General features: G+C 70.6%; 16 protein-coding genes. 10 read left to right on the top strand and 6 right to left on the bottom strand.

Annotated elements, in window-relative coordinates:
• Positions 1-145 precede the first annotated feature (145 nt).
• The 3 genes from ACIHFB_RS15675 to ACIHFB_RS15665 all read right to left on the bottom strand — a co-directional run bounded on the left by ACIHFB_RS15675 (position 146) and on the right by ACIHFB_RS15665 (position 3,752).
• The gene (locus ACIHFB_RS15675) at positions 146-2,536 is read right to left on the bottom strand and encodes a Tex family protein (protein ID WP_400127048.1); all 2,391 of its coding nucleotides are present in this window, start codon (positions 2,534-2,536) and stop codon (positions 146-148) included.
• Positions 2,537-2,667: 131 nt separating this feature from the next.
• A complete protein-coding gene (locus tag ACIHFB_RS15670; RefSeq protein ID WP_282612984.1) occupies positions 2,668-2,799 on the bottom strand; it encodes an LPFR motif small protein in 132 nt (43 codons plus the stop codon).
• An 83-nt stretch (positions 2,800-2,882) separates the two neighbouring features.
• Positions 2,883-3,752: a hypothetical protein gene (locus ACIHFB_RS15665; protein WP_365286222.1), complete on the bottom strand. Its 870-nt coding sequence runs from the start codon at positions 3,750-3,752 to the stop codon at positions 2,883-2,885.
• 112 nt (positions 3,753-3,864) lie between these two features.
• Here ACIHFB_RS15665 and ACIHFB_RS15660 point away from each other — a divergent pair, with 112 nt between their 5' ends.
• Positions 3,865-4,824 (top strand): GlxA family transcriptional regulator, encoded by a 960-nt coding sequence (locus tag ACIHFB_RS15660; protein ID WP_365286220.1) that lies wholly within the window; start codon positions 3,865-3,867, stop codon positions 4,822-4,824.
• Between the two features lie 10 nt (positions 4,825-4,834).
• Positions 4,835-5,470 (top strand): DJ-1/PfpI family protein, encoded by a 636-nt coding sequence (locus ACIHFB_RS15655; RefSeq protein ID WP_365286218.1) that lies wholly within the window; start codon positions 4,835-4,837, stop codon positions 5,468-5,470.
• On the opposite strand, the gene ACIHFB_RS15650 is transcribed toward ACIHFB_RS15655, so the two are convergent.
• Positions 5,457-6,206 (bottom strand): enoyl-CoA hydratase/isomerase family protein, encoded by a 750-nt coding sequence (locus tag ACIHFB_RS15650; RefSeq protein WP_365286216.1) that lies wholly within the window; start codon positions 6,204-6,206, stop codon positions 5,457-5,459. The genes ACIHFB_RS15655 and ACIHFB_RS15650 overlap by 14 nt on opposite strands.
• A gap of 270 nt (positions 6,207-6,476) precedes the next feature.
• On the opposite strand from ACIHFB_RS15650, the gene ACIHFB_RS15645 reads away from it, so the two are divergent.
• Complete coding sequence (locus ACIHFB_RS15645) at positions 6,477-6,986, top strand: ATP-binding protein (RefSeq protein ID WP_365286241.1); 510 nt, start codon at positions 6,477-6,479, stop codon at positions 6,984-6,986.
• Between the two features lie 6 nt (positions 6,987-6,992).
• Here ACIHFB_RS15645 and idi read toward each other — a convergent pair whose 3' ends face one another.
• Entirely contained in the window at positions 6,993-7,586 is a 594-nt protein-coding gene (idi, locus tag ACIHFB_RS15640; protein ID WP_365286214.1) for an isopentenyl-diphosphate Delta-isomerase, read from the bottom strand.
• Positions 7,587-7,821: 235 nt separating this feature from the next.
• Positions 7,822-8,760 carry a cation diffusion facilitator family transporter gene (locus ACIHFB_RS15635; protein ID WP_400127047.1) on the bottom strand — a complete coding sequence of 313 codons (939 nt, stop codon included), beginning with the start codon at positions 8,758-8,760 and terminating at the stop codon, positions 7,822-7,824.
• 418 nt (positions 8,761-9,178) lie between these two features.
• On the opposite strand from ACIHFB_RS15635, the gene ACIHFB_RS15630 reads away from it, so the two are divergent.
• From ACIHFB_RS15630 to ACIHFB_RS15600, 7 genes are all read left to right on the top strand, one after another.
• Entirely contained in the window at positions 9,179-10,966 is a 1,788-nt protein-coding gene (locus ACIHFB_RS15630; RefSeq protein ID WP_400127046.1) for a DUF5941 domain-containing protein, read from the top strand.
• On the top strand, positions 10,963-11,715 hold the full coding sequence (locus tag ACIHFB_RS15625) for a phosphocholine cytidylyltransferase family protein (protein WP_365286207.1): 753 nt from the start codon (positions 10,963-10,965) through the stop codon (positions 11,713-11,715). The genes ACIHFB_RS15630 and ACIHFB_RS15625 overlap by 4 nt, the downstream gene beginning before the upstream one ends.
• Complete coding sequence (locus ACIHFB_RS15620) at positions 11,703-12,764, top strand: iron-containing alcohol dehydrogenase family protein (protein ID WP_365286205.1); 1,062 nt, start codon at positions 11,703-11,705, stop codon at positions 12,762-12,764. The genes ACIHFB_RS15625 and ACIHFB_RS15620 overlap by 13 nt, the downstream gene beginning before the upstream one ends.
• Positions 12,742-13,521: a CDP-alcohol phosphatidyltransferase family protein gene (locus ACIHFB_RS15615; RefSeq protein WP_365286203.1), complete on the top strand. Its 780-nt coding sequence runs from the start codon at positions 12,742-12,744 to the stop codon at positions 13,519-13,521. Before ACIHFB_RS15620 ends, ACIHFB_RS15615 begins: the two co-directional genes overlap by 23 nt.
• An 8-nt stretch (positions 13,522-13,529) precedes the next feature.
• Positions 13,530-14,402 (top strand): glycosyltransferase family 2 protein, encoded by an 873-nt coding sequence (locus ACIHFB_RS15610; RefSeq protein ID WP_400127045.1) that lies wholly within the window; start codon positions 13,530-13,532, stop codon positions 14,400-14,402.
• A gap of 97 nt (positions 14,403-14,499) precedes the next feature.
• Positions 14,500-15,429: an ABC transporter permease gene (locus tag ACIHFB_RS15605; protein WP_365286199.1), complete on the top strand. Its 930-nt coding sequence runs from the start codon at positions 14,500-14,502 to the stop codon at positions 15,427-15,429.
• Entirely contained in the window at positions 15,422-16,201 is a 780-nt protein-coding gene (locus ACIHFB_RS15600) for an ABC transporter ATP-binding protein (protein ID WP_365286197.1), read from the top strand. The genes ACIHFB_RS15605 and ACIHFB_RS15600 overlap by 8 nt, the downstream gene beginning before the upstream one ends.
• Positions 16,202-16,364: the final 163 nt, after the last annotated feature.

The raw sequence follows: 16,364 nt of genomic DNA, 5'->3' as shown, positions 1-16,364 counted from the left end.
GGGGGGGGGGGGGGGGGGGGGGGGGGGGGGCGCCGGCCCCCGCCCCCTTTGGGGGCGCTGCCGGCGCGCCCCGTCAGGGGCGCGGGGAACTGCGCGCTCAGCCACGACGGCGCCGCACACGACCCACGACTTTCAGACGGTCAACTCAACGCCGCCCATTCTTGGGATCGACCAGCCCGGCCCGGCGCAGCGCATCGGCCATGGCGCTGTTGGCAGGCGGGGGAGCCTGACGGGAGCCGCCGCCTCCGCCGCCTCCGCCGCCTCCACGGCTCTGGCGCTGCTGCGGCGGACGCCCTCCGCGCTGCCTCCGCTCGCCGCCCCCGCCCTGTTGCTCCCGCGAGGGTGCCGCCTCGTCGTCCAGCCGCAGCGTCAGCGAGATCCGCTTCCGCGGAATGTCGACCTCCAGGACCTTCACCTTGACGATGTCGCCGGGCTTGACCACGTCCCGAGGATCCTTCACGAACGTCTTGGACATCGCGGACACATGCACCAGACCGTCCTGGTGCACGCCCACGTCGACGAACGCCCCGAAGGCCGCCACATTCGTCACGACCCCTTCGAGGACCATCCCGGACGCAAGGTCGGAGATCTTCTCGATGCCGTCCTTGAAGGTGGCGGTCTTGAACGCGGGCCGAGGGTCGCGCCCCGGCTTCTCCAGTTCCTTGAGGATGTCGGTGACCGTCGGCAGACCGAAGGTCTCGTCGACGAACTCCTGCGGCTTCAGCGAGCGGAGCACGCCCGTGTTGCCGACGAGGGAGGCCACCTCCTGACCGGACGTCTTCACCATCCGCCGCACGACGGGATAGGCCTCGGGGTGGACGCTGGAGGCGTCCAGCGGGTCGTCGCCGCCCCGGATCCGCAGGAAGCCCGCGCACTGCTCGTACGCCTTCGGACCGAGCCGCGCCACACCCTTCAGCTGGGACCTCGACTTGAACGGGCCGTTGGCGTCACGGTGCGACACGATGTTCTCGGCGAGCCCGGAGGAGATGCCGGACACGCGTGAGAGGAGCGGCGCGGACGCGGTGTTCACATCGACCCCGACGCCGTTCACACAGTCCTCGACCACCGCGTCCAGCGAGCGCGACAGCTTCACCTCGGACAGGTCGTGCTGGTACTGGCCGACGCCGATCGACTTCGGGTCGATCTTCACCAGCTCGGCCAGCGGGTCCTGGAGCCGGCGGGCGATCGACACCGCACCGCGCAGCGACACGTCCATGTCCGGCAGTTCCTGCGAGGCGAAGGCCGACGCCGAGTACACGGACGCGCCGGCCTCGGACACCATCACCTTGGTGAGCTTCAACTCCGGGTGCTTGCCGATCAGTTCACCGGCGAGCTTGTCGGTCTCCCGGGACGCCGTGCCGTTGCCGATCGCGATCAGCTCGACCGCGTGCTCCTTCGCCAGCCGGGCCAGCTTGGCGATCGCCTCGTCCCACCTGTTCGCCGGGACGTGCGGGTGGATGACGTCGGTCGCCACGACCTTGCCGGTGGCGTCGACGACGGCGACCTTCACGCCCGTACGGAACCCGGGGTCCAGGCCCAGCGTCGCGCGCGTGCCGGCCGGGGCGGCGAGCAGCAGGTCGCGCAGGTTGGCGGCGAACACGTTGACCGCCTCGTCCTCGGCGGCCGTACGGAGCCGAAGGCGCAGGTCGAGGCCGAGGTGCACCAGGATGCGGGTGCGCCAGGCCCAACGGACGGTGTCCGTCAGCCACTTGTCGGCGGGACGGCCGCGGTCGGCGATCCCGAACTTCGCGGCGACGATCCCCTCGTACGACGAGGGCCCTTCCGTCGCCTCCTCGGGCTCCAGGACGAGATCGAGCACCTCCTCCTTCTCGCCGCGCAGCATGGCGAGGATCCGGTGCGAGGGCAGCTCGGTGAAGGGCTCGGTGAAGTCGAAGTAGTCGGCGAACTTGGCGCCGGCCTCCTCCTTGCCCTCCCGCACCTTGGCGGCCAGCCGCCCACGCACCCACATGCGCTCGCGGACCTCGCCGATCAGGTCGGCGTCCTCCGAGAACCGCTCGGTGAGGATCGCCCGCGCACCGTCCAGCGCGGCCTGCGGATCGGCGACGCCCTTGTCGGCGTCCACGAAAGCCGTCGCCGCGGCCAGCGGGTCGACCGTCGCATCGGCGAGCAGCCCCTCCGCGAGCGGCTCCAGACCGGCCTCACGGGCGATCTGCGCCTTGGTCCGCCGCTTCGGCTTGTACGGCAGATAGATGTCCTCGAGCCGTGCCTTCGTCTCGGCGCCGCGGATCTGCGCCTCCAGTTCGTCGGTGAGCTTGCCCTGCTCGCGCACCGATTCGAGGATCGCCGTCCGCCGCTCCTCCAACTCCCGCAGATAGCGCAGCCGCTCCTCGAGCGTGCGCAGCTGCGCGTCGTCGAGCATCTCGGTCGCTTCCTTGCGGTAGCGGGCGATGAAGGGCACCGTCGAACCGCCGTCGAGCAGCTCCACGGCAGCCTTCACTTGCCGCTCCCGTACGCCGAGCTCCTCGGCGATCCTGCCTTCGATGGACCCTACTTCGATGGACCCGGGTGTCGTCACGATCCCGTACCGCCTTCTCACTGAGGTTGCGCGGCAATTGTGGCAGGTGACACCGACAATCGGGGATCAGGGCGCGACGCCCGCCCTGTCGGGACGGGTCCGAGCAGGCCGGAGCGGCCGAAAGGCCGAAATCAGGCCCTGCGTCGCCGCGAGCCCCCGGAGGCCCCGCCGAGGAGCCGGGCCAGCGCGCGGAAGGGCAGCGTCACCACGGTGGCGATCGCCCCGCCTATCTGTCGCAACACGTCTGCTATCGCACGGAGCATGGACATCCCCTTTCGCTACCGACCCGGTGGCCGGGAAGGACCGAGTACCTCGCCCAGCTCCCGCCATGCGCCGCGCCCCGGGCTCAGGCCTTTCCGTTCAGGTCCCCCGGGAACGCCCCGGCGGCCACGGCGGCGCGGGCGAACCCGGCCCCCAGCTCCGTCAGCCGCGCGACGTCCTCGGCGCCCAGGTGCTCGTACGGTGCCAGGTCCAGACGGTCCGTGTCCCGTTCGATCTCCTCCCGGAGCGCGACGCCCTGCTCGGTCAGTTCGCCCGCCCCGTTCAGCAGCCCGCGCTCCCGCAGCCGGGCTTTCGCCGCGTCCCAGTCCGCCTGGCTCCAGCCACGGGTGCCGAACACCCACTTCGGCGCGAGACCCTTGCCGGTCGCCGTGTGGGTCACCAGTGCCTCCAGCCCGTCGAGGCCGGCCGACATCAGCGCGGCGAGATGGCCGTCGCCGCGGTGCTCGCGCAGGAGTGTCGCCGCGTGCCAGTACGCCAGATGCGGTGCCTCGGGCACGGGCAGGTCGGCATGCGCGGCGTACAGCGGCCGGGCGCTGCGCGAACAGGCCTCTGCCGCCCGCAGTGCGAGACGCGCGGCCTCCGCCATCTCCGGCGAGGCCACGGCCTGCTCGCCCAGGAGACGCCGTAGCGTCGAATCGACGGCACGCGCGCGTGCCGCCAGGACGGCGTCGGGCGCGGCGATCGTCCACACCGCGGGCACATGGCGGGCCACGAGCTCGTACTTGTAGTTGTAGAACGTCGCCGCCACCGCCCCGGGCCCCACCGGCCCCAACGCGGCCGCCCGTACGGCGAAGTTGACGGCCCTGGGGTCGGTGACCCCGAGCGCGCCCAGCTCAGTACGCACCTCGGGCGCGAAGTAGTGCGTGGCGTGCAGGGCGTTCAGCGCGTTGTGGCAGCGTCGGCCGGCGCGCGGCTCGATGGCGGAAGCAGTCATGCCGCGAACATTACCGACCGGTCGGTTCGTGTTCCACCGCGCCCTGGCCAAGGCAGAAAAGGTGGGGAACTCGTCATTGCGGCCATCGTTCGGCCGGCGAAGAATCGGTCGCATGGTGCAGCGAACCGTTCTTGTCGTCCTCTTCGAAGGCGTGCAGAGCCTCGATGTCACCGGTCCGGTGGAGGTCTTCGCCGGGGCCGAGCAGCACACCCCGGGGACGTACCGCGTCCTGACGGCCTCCCTGGACGGCGCTCCCGTGCGCACGTCCAGCGGTCTGACCCTCGTACCGGACGGCACCCTGGACGCCGTGGCCGACCCGCACACCCTCCTCGTCCCCGGCGGCCAGGGCACGCGCCGCCATGACCCACTCCTCACCGGCTGGCTGCGTGACCGCGGCCCGCGTGCCGAGCGTCTGGTCTCCGTCTGCACCGGGGCGATCCTGCTCGCCGAGGCGGGTCTCCTGGACGGCCGCCGCGCCACGACCCACTGGGCGTACGGCGACAAGCTCGCCCGCGACCATCCGGCCGTGCACGTCGACGCCGACCCCATCTACATCCGTGACGGACATGTCTCCACCTCGGCGGGCGTCACCTCGGGCATCGACCTCGCGCTCGCCCTGGTCGAGGAGGACCTGGGACGCGAGACGGCCCTGACGATCGCCCGCCACCTGGTCGTCTTCCTGCGCCGACCCGGAAACCAGGCCCAGTTCAGCGCCCAGCTCGCCGCCCAGACCGCACAGCGCGAACCGCTGCGCGACGTCCAGCAGTGGATCTCCGAGCATCCGGCCGCCGATCTGACCGTCGAGTCACTGGCCGTCCGCGCCCGCCTCTCGCCCCGCCACTTCGCCCGCGCCTTCCAGACCGAGACCGGCATGACACCCGGCCGGTACGTCGACCGCGTCCGCCTCGAACACGCCCGCCGTCTGCTGGAGGACACCGCAGACGGCATCGAGGAGATCTCCCGCGCCAGCGGCTACGGCACCCCCGAGGCCATGCGGCGCGCTTTCGTGAGGTCCCTGGGGACGGCCCCGGCCGAGTACCGCCGCCGCTTCCGCCCCGCACCCGCCCGCTGAAAGGAAACCGATGCAGATCGCCCTGGTCGTCTTCGACCGGTTCACCGCCCTCGACGCCGTCGGCCCGTACGAGATCCTCTCCCGCACCCCGGACGCGGAGACCGTCTTCGTCGCCAAGGAGGCCGGACCCGTCCGTTCCGACAACCGAGTTCTCGCGCTCACCGCCGACAAGGCGCTGGCCGAGGTGGAGCGCCCCGACATCGTGGTCGTGGCGGGGGGTCCCGGCCAGAGCGCGCTGATGGAGGACGAGCAGCTGCTGGACTGGCTGCGCGCGGTCGACGCCACCAGCACCTGGACCACCTCCGTGTGCACGGGATCCCTGCTGCTCGCCGCCGCCGGACTCCTCCGGGGCCGCCGGGCCACCTCCCACTGGCTCGCACTGGACCAGCTGAAGCACTTCGGCGCCGAGCCGACGGGGGAGCGGGTAGTGGTCGACGGCAAGTACGTCACCGCGGCCGGTGTCTCGTCCGGCATCGACATGGCGCTCACCCTGCTCGGGCGCATCGCCGGCGACGACCACGCCCAGGCCGTACAACTGGCGACCGAGTACGACCCTCAGCCGCCGTACGACGCCGGGTCGCCGCAGAAGGCGCCCGCGCACATCGTCGAGGCCCTCCGCGCGCGCAGCCGGTTCATCCTGAAGTAGTCCATGTGAAGCGCGGCTGCCTGCGCTCCAGGAACGCGGCGACACCCTCCGCGGTGTCGCCGCTGCCGCGCGCCTGCTCGGCCCAGTGGGCGTCCCGGTCGGTGCGGCCGTTCGCGAACTCCTTCGCCGCGGCCTGCGTCAGCCGGGAGCGGGAGACGAGGACCCGGGTGAACTCCGCGACCCGCTTGTCGAGTTCGCCCTCGGGCAGCAACTCGTCGACCAGACCGGTGCGCAGCGCCCGGTCCGCGTCGATCAGTTCGCCGGAGAACAGCAGGTACTTGGCTGTCGCGGGGCCCACCAGCGACACCAACCGCCGGGTGGAGGAAGCCGGATACACGATCCCGAGCTTCGCCGGCGTCACCCCGAACAGCGCGCCCTCCTCGGCGAACCGCAGATCACAGGCCGCCGCGAGCTGCGAACCGCCGCCCACGCAGTGCCCGCGAACCGCCGCCAGCGTCGGCTTCGGGAACGCGGCGAGGGCCTCCTCGGCACGCACCGCGAGCCCCTGCGCCTCGCCCGGGGACCCCCGGAGGGTGGAGATGTCGGCGCCCGCACAGAACGTCCCGCCCTGACCGGTCAGCACCAGGGCCCGTACGTCCGGATCGGCGGCCAGTGTGTCGAGCAGCGGCGGCAGGGCCCGCCACATGTCGGCGGTCATGGCGTTGCGCTTGGCCGGATGACGGATGACGACGGTGGCCACCGAATCGGCGAGGCTGTGCAGCAGCTGCGGCTCCATGCGCCGGATGCTATCCGTCCCCGCCGAACCCACGTTCAGCGAGACTGAGGGGACGAATCGGGCAAGGCGAGCGTCAAACCCGTACAACCCGAATAGTTCGTGAAGTCGGCACAAGAGGGACAGGAGCAGTCCCACAACTGACCGTGTCATACGCCGACGATCAGAACCGTTCGATACCAGCTGACTTCTGTTCAGTTCTCCGGACCGCAGTGACTCGGTGCCAACACTCGAGGTGTGGTGACAATCGAGCGCAAGGGTGGGGACCGGACGATGGAGAACCACGGGCGTGGGCCCGGCCCACGCCCAGAGGGCGGCACGGAGGGGCCCCTCGACGACAGGGCGCCCGATCCGCTGCCGTACGAGGGGGTCTGGCGGTTCACCGCACCAGCCGTCGACGCCTCGGTCCCGCAGGCCCGGCACGCCGTGCGGGACCTGCTGCTCCGGCAGGGCGTGCCGGTCTCCGACGATCTGGTCCAGGGCCTGCTGCTGATCGTCTCGGAGCTGGTCACGAACGCCGTCCGGCATGCGGCGCTGCTGTCGCCTATGGTCGCCGTGGAGGTCGCGGTGGGCGCCGAGTGGGTGCGGGTGTCGGTGGAGGACAACCACCCCTACCGCCCCACCGCCCTGGAGGCCGACCACGGCCAGACCGGTGGCCGTGGGCTGCTGCTGGTGCGCGAGATCACCCGGGAGGCGGGCGGGGTGTGCGACGTCGAGCACACCGCGAGCGGCGGCAAGGTGATCTGGGCCGCCCTGCCGCTCACCCCCGTGCGCGTGCTGTAAGCCCGCTCACCAGTCGGCCGATGGGCCCGTCAGCTCCTTGACCGCGGGCCGGGCCGCGTCCAGCACGGTCATGAACCACGAGGAGAAGACGTCCTTCGCGTGCCGCTCCGCCAGCTCGGCGGGGGTCACGAAGGCCGTGGCGCCGACCTCCTCCGGATCGGGTCGCAGCGGCGACTGGACCAGGCCGACGAAGAGGTGGTTGTACTCCTGCTCCACCAGGCCCGAGGCGGGGTCGGGGTGGTTGTAGCGGACCGTGCCCGCCTCGGCGAGCAGCGAGGGGGAGGCCCCCAGCTCCTCGTACGTCCGCCGGGCCGCCGCCGCGAAGGGCGCCTCGCCCGGGTAGGGGTGGCCGCAGCAGGTGTTGGACCACACACCGGGGGAGTGGTACTTGCCCAGCGCCCGCTGCTGGAGCAGCAGCCGGCCGCGGTCGTCGAAGAGGAAGACGGAGAAGGCGCGGTGCAGCTGCCCCGGCGGCTGATGGGCGGCGAGCTTTTCCGCGGTGCCGATCGTCACGCCGTTCTCGTCGACCAGTTCCAGCAAAATCGCGTCCGAGGTGCCGTTCGACGAGCTGTGCGTCGCGGTGGCAGGTGTGATCGGCATACCCATCCTTCGCATCGGTCTTCGCGCCCCAAGTGTGCCGTACGAATCCGGCACTCCCGGCACTTCGCGCACGCCCGCATGTCCGTGCCGGGGGAGCGACCCGGTTGTTGATCGTGCCCGGTGTCCGGAGCGGAGAACCGTCCGGGGTGCGGCTGTGAGAGGGAGGACGCAACCGCGCGCCGGAGCGATGCGCTCCGCGCGCGCCGGTTGCAGACGGGCTGCCCGCGCGCCGGTTTCAGTGGCAGAGCCGCGCCTCGTGCTCCGCATGCCCGCCGGGTTCCAGCTGGAAGGTGCAGTGCTCGACGTCGAAGTGGTCGCCGAGGCAGCCCTGGAGCTCGTGCAGCATCTTCTCGTGACCGATCGCGCTCAGCACTTCGGAGCGCACGACGACATGCGCGGACAGGACCGGCATGCCGGACGTGATGGTCCAGGCGTGCAGGTCGTGGACGTCCTCGACGCCGTCGAGGGCCAGTATGTGGGCCCGTACCTCCGCCATGTCGACGTCCTCGGGAGCCGACTCCAGCAGCACGTCGAGGGTCTCGCGCAGCAGCTTCAAGGTCCGGGGCACGATCATCAGGCCGATGACCAGCGAGGCGATCGGGTCGGCGGCCTGCCAGCCGGTGGTCAGGATCACCGTCGCGGAGATCAGCACCGCGACCGAGCCCAGCGCGTCCGCCGCCACCTCCAGGAACGCGCCGCGCACGTTCAGGCTCTCCTTCTGGCCGCGCATCAGCAGCGTCAGCGACACCAGGTTCGCCACCAGACCGATCAGACCGAACACGATCATCAGGCCGCCCTCGGTGTCGGCCGGCGTGAAGAACCGCTGGACCGCCTCGAACAGCACGTATCCGCCGACCCCGAGCAGCAGCAGACAGTTGGCGAGGGCGGCGAGGATCTCGGCGCGGGCGTACCCGAAGGTGCGCTTGCCGGTCGCGGGGCGGCCCGCGAACTGGATCGCGAGGAGGGCCATACCGAGGCCCAGCGCGTCCGTCGCCATATGCGCGGCGTCGGCGACGAGGGCGAGCGAATCGGCGACGATGCCGCCGACGATCTCGACCACCATGACGCCGAGCGTGATCGACAGCGCGACGCGCAGTCTGCCGCGGTACGCAGCCGTCGCCGTACCGCCGGCGGGTGCGCCGTGCGCATGCCCGTGATCGTGCCCAGCCCCCATGGCAGCAGCCTCCAAGAATTCCGTCCGGGATCACAGTGAACTACGGGTGGGGGGTATGGGGCAACGCGGCACTGAACACCGTTGTCATGTGCCCTGACCTGCGCAAACGAAGTGCAGGTCAGGCGGTTGGGTGATCGGCTCCAGTCCGGATTGACGCATGTTCGACCCGCGGGTTCCCTGTCGCGAACATCCGTTCCGTGGCCGCGATTTTGTATGCCGGGCAGGAGATCCCTGATGATGATCACGGCAAAGGCGAGGGCAGATCGTGTCGACCGGGCCATGAACGGCCGGTGAACGCGGACTACCCGTCATCCGATAGCCTCTGCCGACATGCCGCCCGCCTGGTGCAGCCAAGGGGCGTCCCCACCATGCACATGACCGGCGCGGACGCGTCGGTACCCCCAGGGAGTGAGTTCGGTTGTCGACCGCCATCCTCACCGGTCCGCCGGTGCCCGGATCGTCGCTCGAGGGCGATCTGCGGTCGCTCGGCTTCGAGGTGCGGGTCGCGTCCGACGCCGCCGACGCGGAGACGCTGCTCGCCGCGGTGCCGGGTGACCGGCGGGTCGCCGTGGTCGACACCCGCTTCGTCGGCCACCTGCACGCCCTGCGCCTCGGCCTCACCGACCCGCGCTTCCCGCTCGCCGCGATCCCGGGAGCGGTGACCGCCCGGTCCGACGGCCGTCAGGCGCTGACCCGGGCGCTGGCCCGCGAGAACTCCGCCGGCGGCGCGCTGCTGGTGGACAGCCTCGCCGACCGCATCACCAGCGCCCTCGACGCCGAGGTGCACCGCCCGGAGCTCGGCAGCCTCGTCGCCGCCGTCCCCGCCGACCCGCAGGCCCGCAACGAGGCACGCCAGGCCGTCGCCGCCGTCGACGACGAGGCCGTACGCCTGAAGTCGGCCGTGAAGGCCCGCGACGGCTTCTTCACCACCTTCTGCATCAGCCCGTACTCGCGCTATCTGGCCCGCTGGTGCGCCCGCCGCGGCTTCACCCCGAACCAGGTCACCACCGCCTCCCTGCTCACCGCGCTCATCGCGGCGGGCTGTGCGGCCACCGGCACCCGGGGCGGATTCATAGCCGCCGGACTGCTGCTCCTCTTCTCCTTCGTCCTGGACTGCACCGACGGACAGCTCGCCCGCTACTCCCTCCAGTACTCGACGCTCGGCGCCTGGCTCGACGCCACCTTCGACCGGGCCAAGGAGTACGCCTACTACGCCGGCCTCGCCCTCGGCGCGGCCCGGGGCGGCGACGACGTATGGGCCCTCGCCCTCGGCGCGATGATCCTCCAGACCTGCCGGCACGTCGTCGACTTCTCCTTCAACGAGGCCAACCACGACGCCACCGCCAACACCAGCCCCACCGCCGCCCTCTCCGGCAAGCTCGACAGCGTCGGCTGGACGGTCTGGGTGCGCCGGATGATCGTCCTGCCGATCGGCGAGCGCTGGGCGATGATCGCGGTCCTGACGGCCTTCACGACACCGCGGATCACGTTCTACGCGCTGCTCATCGGGTGCGCCTTCGCGGCGACGTACACCACGGCGGGCCGGGTGCTGCGGTCACTGACGCGCAGGGCTCAGCGGACGGACCGTGCGGCGCAGGCGCTCGCGGACCTGGCGGACTCCGGTCCGCTCACCGAACTGGTGCTTCGCGCGGCGCGTGGCAGGTATGACCGCGGCGCGTATTACGCCGCTTTTGCCGGCGGCCTGCTGGTGGTGATCTCCGCCGCACTTTGGGGCGCCGGATGGCAGACCGTGCTGTGCGCCGTCGGCTACGTCCTGCTGTCCGCCGTCGCCGTCTCCCGCCCCCTCAAAGGCGCCCTGGACTGGCTGGTTCCGCCCGTCTTCCGTGCCGCCGAATACGGGACGGTCCTGATCCTGGCAGCTGAATCAGAGGTGAACGGAGCGCTTCCCGCTGCTTTCGGCCTGGTGGCCGCTGTCGCCTACCATCACTACGACACGGTCTATCGCATCCGCGGCAACGCGGGCGCCCCGCCGAAGTGGCTGGTGCGGGCGATCGGGGGACACGAGGGCCGGACGCTGGTGGTCGTCGTGCTGGCCGCGCTGCTCACCGGTGCGCAGTTCGAGGTCGCGCTCACGGTCCTCGCCGGGGCCGTCGCCCTGGTGGTGCTCGTCGAGAGCATCCGCTTCTGGGTGGCCTCCCACCTGGGTGGCGCACCCGCCGTACACGACGAAGGAGAACCCGCATGATCGGCCTCGTGCTGGCGGCAGGCGCCGGAAGGCGTCTGCGGCCCTACACCGACACCCTGCCGAAGGCACTGGTGCCGGTGGGGCCCGCGGGCATCGAGGGCGAACCGACCGTGCTGGACCTCACCCTCGCCAACTTCGCGGAGATCGGCCTCACGGAGGTCGCGATCATCGTCGGCTACCGCAAGGAAGCCGTCTACGAGCGCAAGGCGGCCCTGGAGGCGAAGTACGGCCTCACGCTCACCCTCATCGACAACGACAAGGCCGAGGAGTGGAACAACGCCTACTCCCTGTGGTGCGGCCGTGACGCCCTCAAGGACGGCGTGATCCTCGCCAACGGCGACACCGTCCACCCGGTCTCCGTCGAGAAGACTCTGCTCGCCGCCCGCGGCGAGGGCAGGAAGATCATCCTCGCCCTCGACACCGTGAAGTCCCTCGCGGACGAGGAGATGAAGGTCGTCGTCGGCCCCGAGAAGGGCATGACGAAGATCACCAAGCTGATGGAGCCCTCCGAGGCCACCGGCGAGTACATCGGCGTCACGCTCATCGAGGGCGACGCCGCCCCCGAACTGGCCGACGCGCTGAAGACCGTCTGGGAGACCGACCCGCAGCAGTTCTACGAGCACGGCTACCAGGAGCTCGTGAACCGCGGCTTCCGTATCGACGTGGCGCCGATCGGCGAGGTCGACTGGGTCGAGATCGACAACCACGACGATCTCGCCCGGGGACGGGAGATCGCGTGCCGGTACTGACCAGGCTCATCCCCTCACCTCTCGTCGTGGACATCCGCCCGGGTGCCCTGGACGACCTGGGCTGTGTGCTGGCCGACGAGCGCATCTCGCACTCCGGGAAGCTCGCCGTCGCGGTCAGCGGCGGCTCCGGCGCCAAGCTGCGTGAGCGCATCGCCCCCTCGCTGCCCGGTGCCACCTGGTACGAGGTCGGCGGCGGCACCATCGACGACGCGATCCGGCTGGCCGCCGACATGAAGGCCGGCCACTACGACGCGGTCGTCGGGCTCGGCGGCGGCAAGATCATCGACTGCGCCAAGTTCGCCGCCGCGCGGATCGGCCTGCCGCTGGTCGCCGTACCGACGAACCTCGCGCACGACGGTCTGTGCTCGCCGGTCGCCACCCTCGACAACGACGCGGGCCGCGGCTCGTACGGCGTGCCCAACCCGATCGCCGTCGTCATCGACCTGGACGTGATCCGCGAGGCCCCTGCCCGGTTCGTGCGCGCCGGCATCGGCGACGCGATCTCCAACATCTCGGCGATCGCGGACTGGGAGCTGGCGGGCCGGGTCAAGGGCGAGAAGATCGACGGCCTGGCCGCGGCCATGGCCCGCCAGGCCGGCGAGGCCGTGCTCAGACACCCGGGCGGCATCGGGGACAACGACTTCCTCCAGGTGCTCGCCGAGGCGCTGGTGCTCAGCGGCATCGCCATGTCGGTGTCGGGCGACTCCCGCCCGTCCTCCGGGGCCTGCCACGAGATCAACCACGCCTTCGACCTGCTCCACCCCCGTCGCGCCGCAGCCCACGGCGAACAGTGCGGGCTCGGCGCGGCCTTCGCGATGTGGCTGCGTGGCGCTCACGAGGAGTCGGTCCACATGGCCGAGGTGCTGCGTCGGCACGGGCTGCCGGTGCTGCCGGAGGAGATCGGCTTCACGACCGAGGAGTTCGTCGAGGTCGTGGAGTTCGCCCCTCGGACCCGGCCCGGCCGCTACACGATCCTCGAACACCTCGACCTCACCACCGACCAGATCAAGGACACCTACGCCGACTATGTCAAGGCCATCGGTAGCTGAACTCCGCCCCGTCGTTCACCCCGCGGGAGTGAAGGACCGGCGCAGCGGTGAGCACTGGATGGGACGCCTCTACATGCGTGAGGTGTCCCTGCGGGTCGACCGCTACCTGGTGAACACCAGGGTCACGCCCAACCAGCTCACGTACCTGATGACCCTCTTCGGCGTCCTCGCGGCCCCGGCCCTGCTGGTGCCGGGGATCACGGGCGCCGTCCTCGGTGTGGTGTGCGTGCAGATGTACCTGCTGCTGGACTGCGTCGACGGCGAAGTGGCGCGCTGGAAGCAGCAGTTCTCGCTCGGCGGGGTCTATCTGGACCGGGTCGGCGCCTACCTCACCGACGCCGCGGTGCTCGTCGGCTTCGGCCTGCGCGCCGCCGACCTGTGGGGCTCCGGGCGCGTCGACTGGCTGTGGGCGTTCCTCGGCACCCTGGCCGCCCTCGGAGCGATCCTGATCAAGGCCGAGACCGACCTCGTCGGCGTCGCCCGCCACCAGGGCGGACTCCCGCCGGTCAAGGAGTCGGCGTCCGAGCCGCGCTCCTCCGGTATGGCCCTGGCCCGCAGGGTCGCCGCGGCGCTGAACTTCCACCGACTGGTGCTCGGCATCGAGGCGTCCCTGCTGATCCTGGTCCTGGCCGTCCTGGACACGCTGCACGGCGACCTGTTCTTCTCCCGGCTCGGTGTCGCGGTGCTGGCCGGCATCGCGCTCCTCCAGACCCTGCTGCACCTGGTGTCGATCCTCGCATCGAGCAGGCTGAGGTGACCCCCGGCATGAAGGTCGGCGCGGTCATCATCACCATGGGCAACCGCCCCGACGAGCTCAAGGCCCTGCTCGACTCGGTCGCCAAGCAGGACGGCGACCCGGTCGAGGTGGTCGTCGTCGGCAACGGCTCGCCCGTCCCCGACGTCCCCGAGGGCGTCCGCACGATCGAGCTGCCCGAGAACCTCGGCATCCCCGGCGGCCGCAACGTCGGCATAGAGGCCTTCGGCCCCAGCGGGCGTGACGTCGACATATTGCTGTTCCTCGACGACGACGGACTGCTCGCCCAGCACGACACCGCCGAACTCTGCCGCCAGGCCTTCGGGGCCGACCCGAGGCTCGGCATCATCAGCTTCCGTATCGCCGACCCCGACACCGGCGTGACCCAGCGTCGTCATGTCCCCCGGCTGCGCGCCTCCGATCCGCTGCGCTCCTCCCGGGTCACCACCTTCCTCGGCGGCGCCAACGCCGTTCGCACGCAGGTGCTCGCCGAAGTCGGTGCGCTCCCCGACGAATTTTTCTACGCACACGAGGAAACCGACCTGGCATGGCGGGCCCTCGACGCGGGCTGGATGATCGACTACCGGTCCGACATGGTGCTGTTCCACCCCACGACCGCGCCCTCCCGGCACGCGGTCTACCACCGCATGGTCGCGCGCAACCGCGTGTGGCTCGCCCGCCGCAACCTCCCGGCGCCCCTGGTCCCCGTCTACCTGGGCGTCTGGCTGCTGCTCACCCTCCTGCGGCGCCCCTCGCGGCCCGCGCTGAGGGCATGGTTCGGCGGATTCCGGGAAGGCTGGACGACCGACTGCGGGCCCCGCAGGCCCATGAAGTGGCGTACGGTGTGGCGGCTGACTCGACTGGGCCGACCCCCCGTCATCTGACAAGCTCGGTCCTGAGAGCACCCGGCCGTTACGCATGGCCGCCGGCTCATGCCCTGCCCGCACAGGCTGCGCATCTCGAAGACGAAAGTTTCTTTTGGTGAGTGAGACAACGCACGACGGTGGAGTCGCGGTGAGCGCGGCCCTGCCGCCCGACGAGCGACTGACCGCGGCCCAGCTGGCCGAGAAGTACGGCCTGTCCGTGAGCGGTGCCCGCCCCTCGCTCGTCGAGTACGTCCGTCAGCTCTGGGCCCGGCGTCACTTCATCGTCGCCTTCTCCCGGGCGAAGCTGACCGCACAGTACAGCCAGGCGAAGCTCGGCCAGCTCTGGCAGGTGGCCACTCCGCTGCTGAACGCAGCCGTGTACTTCTTCATCTTCGGCGTCATCCTGAAGGCCAACCGCGGCATGTCGCAGGACGTGTACATCCCGTTCCTGGTCACCGGTGTGTTCGTGTTCACCTTCACGCAGAGCTCGGTGATGGCGGGCGTCCGTGCGATCTCCGGCAACCTCGGCCTGGTCCGTGCCCTGCACTTCCCGCGCGCCTCGCTGCCGATCTCCTTCGCGCTCCAGCAACTCCAGCAGCTGCTGGCCTCGATGATCGTGATGGTCGCCGTGGTGGTCGGCTTCGGCAGCTTCCCCGACCTGTCCTGGGCCCTGGTCGTCCCGGCGCTCGCCCTTCAGTTCCTCTTCAACACCGGCCTCGCGCTGGTCATGGCCCGGGCCGGCGCCAAGACCCCGGACCTGGCGCAGCTGATGCCGTTCGTGATGCGTACGTGGATGTACGCCTCCGGCGTCATGTACTCCATCCCGATCATGCTGGCCGACAAGCCGCAGTGGATCGCCACGATCCTCCAGTGGAATCCGGCCGCCATCTACATGGACCTGATGCGCTTCGCGCTCATCGACGGCTACGGCTCCGAGAACCTCCCGAACCATGTGTGGATGGCGGCGCTCGGCTGGGCCGTACTGCTCGCCGTCGGCGGCTTCGTGTATTTCTGGAAGGCGGAGGAGAGGTACGGCCGTGGCTGAGCACCCGAGGGACGAACGGATCCCCACCGTCATCGCCGACGAACTCCACATCGTCTACCGCGTCAACGGCGCCAAGTCCGGCAAGGGCAGCGCCACCGCGGCACTCAGCCGCATACTCAAGCGCGGCGAGGATCGAGGGGTGCGCAAGGTGCACGCCGTACGCGGCGTCTCCTTCACCGCCTACCGGGGCGAGGCCGTCGGCCTGATCGGCTCCAACGGCTCCGGCAAGTCCACGCTGCTGCGCGCCATCGCCGGCCTGCTCCCCGCCGAGAGCGGCATGGTCTACACCGACGGCCAGCCCTCCCTGCTCGGGGTGAACGCGGCTCTGATGAACGACCTCACCGGCGAGCGGAACGTCATATTGGGCGGGCTCGCCATGGGTATGTCCCGCGAGCAGATCAGGGAGCGCTACCAGGACATCGTCGACTTCTCCGGCATCAACGAGAAGGGCGACTTCATCACCCTGCCGATGCGCACCTACTCCTCCGGCATGGCGGCCCGTCTGCGCTTCTCCATCGCCGCCGCCAAGGACCACGACGTCCTGATGATCGACGAGGCGCTGGCCACCGGCGACCGCAAGTTCCAGAAGCGCTCCGAGGAACGCATCCGCGAACTGCGCAAGGAAGCCGGCACCGTGTTTCTCGTCAGCCACAACAACAAGTCGATCCGTGACACCTGCAACCGCGTCCTGTGGCTGGAACGCGGCGAGCTGCGCATGGACGGGCCGACCGAAGAGGTCCTCAAGGAGTACGAGAAGTTCACGGGCAAGTAGTCCACCCCGTACCGGGCGAAAAGCCCACCAGGCTTCGCGGGGCCCCGCCGGAACCCTTCCGGCGGGGCCCCGCGTCTGCAAAGGAAACGTCAACTTCGGTCGGCCCAAGGAATCTTGAAGCCAATCGGTGTGTTCTTGTGATGCGCAGGACACCCCGACGGAC

It is taken from the genome of Streptomyces sp. NPDC051963, assembly GCF_044593495.1.
In the GTDB taxonomy this organism is placed as follows: domain Bacteria; phylum Actinomycetota; class Actinomycetes; order Streptomycetales; family Streptomycetaceae; genus Streptomyces.
Note: the sequence above shows the minus strand (reverse complement) of the source record. Positions and strands in the feature narration are given on the sequence as shown.

Coding starts and splice junctions, on each gene's coding strand:
- ACIHFB_RS15655 (WP_365286218.1), top strand. CDS start 4,835: ATGCAGATCGCCCTGGTCGTCTTCGACCGGTTCACCGCCCTCGACGCC.
- ACIHFB_RS15650 (WP_365286216.1), bottom strand. CDS start 6,206: ATGGAGCCGCAGCTGCTGCACAGCCTCGCCGATTCGGTGGCCACCGTC.
- ACIHFB_RS15665 (WP_365286222.1), bottom strand. CDS start 3,752: ATGACTGCTTCCGCCATCGAGCCGCGCGCCGGCCGACGCTGCCACAAC.
- ACIHFB_RS15670 (WP_282612984.1), bottom strand. CDS start 2,799: ATGCTCCGTGCGATAGCAGACGTGTTGCGACAGATAGGCGGGGCGATC.
- ACIHFB_RS15660 (WP_365286220.1), top strand. CDS start 3,865: ATGGTGCAGCGAACCGTTCTTGTCGTCCTCTTCGAAGGCGTGCAGAGC.
- ACIHFB_RS15625 (WP_365286207.1), top strand. CDS start 10,963: ATGATCGGCCTCGTGCTGGCGGCAGGCGCCGGAAGGCGTCTGCGGCCC.
- ACIHFB_RS15645 (WP_365286241.1), top strand. CDS start 6,477: ATGGAGAACCACGGGCGTGGGCCCGGCCCACGCCCAGAGGGCGGCACG.
- idi (WP_365286214.1), bottom strand. CDS start 7,586: ATGCCGATCACACCTGCCACCGCGACGCACAGCTCGTCGAACGGCACC.
- ACIHFB_RS15615 (WP_365286203.1), top strand. CDS start 12,742: ATGTCAAGGCCATCGGTAGCTGAACTCCGCCCCGTCGTTCACCCCGCG.
- ACIHFB_RS15610 (WP_400127045.1), top strand. CDS start 13,530: ATGAAGGTCGGCGCGGTCATCATCACCATGGGCAACCGCCCCGACGAG.
- ACIHFB_RS15635 (WP_400127047.1), bottom strand. CDS start 8,760: ATGGGGGCTGGGCACGATCACGGGCATGCGCACGGCGCACCCGCCGGC.